The sequence below is a fragment of the Rhodoferax sp. GW821-FHT10B06 genome (genome assembly GCF_059415605.1).
On sequence record NZ_JBWKNO010000046.1, the window covers coordinates 1 to 684 of the forward strand.

1 pseudogene is annotated in these 684 nt (G+C 60.4%); it reads right to left on the minus strand.

The features are described 5' to 3' along the window. Nucleotides 1–196: 196 nt before the first annotated feature. Nucleotides 197–684: pseudogene (locus tag AC07O2_RS25975) on the minus strand (DUF3943 domain-containing protein); the annotation flags it as partial.

The following is a 684-nucleotide window of genomic DNA, read 5'->3' on the forward strand; positions in this document are numbered from 1 at the left end:
CCAATATCGGCGGCATGGGGGGCAAGGCGCCGTCAAGACCTTGACCGTTGTCGATGACGTTGATGAGTCGCTGTATAACCGAAGGAATGAGTTCTTTCCCCCGTCCGTAGGTGACGGTCCCTGAAACCGTGTATTTTCCAGCCTGCTTTGAGAAACGCGTCAAAGAGTGGATTTATTGGAATGCAATCCTTGATCTTCAACGCCAATCGACGGCACCGAAACGGTCATGGCCCAGCAGCGTGTAAAAAACGCCGACCGTACCGCGTGATTGTGTGCGGCTGCCCAGATCGGGGAAGTTCGCATCGCGGCGGTTTAACAGGTATTTCACGGTGATGCCATGCTGCTTGTAGATTCGCCAGGTGTAGGCCACGTCGATGCGCACAATGTTGTCATGCCCGCCGCGGCCACTGGCGACGCCGCTGACGAAATACTCGCGCCCGGTCAGGTCCAGCGAAGATCGGTCACTGAAGCTGACACGCAGGGCTAGCAGCGCCTGAGGCGCCCCGCCGTAGTGGTAATCGCGGTCGGAGGCACCGTTGATGGTGCTCACGGCTGCGTAGCCCGCGCCGGCCATGGCCGTGCCCTGCACCACGACCGATTCGCTGGCCCGCCATTGGCCAGTGGTCCCCAGCGACAGCGCCGTGCTCGAGATGCGGAAGGCCTGCGGCGAGATGTAATCATAGC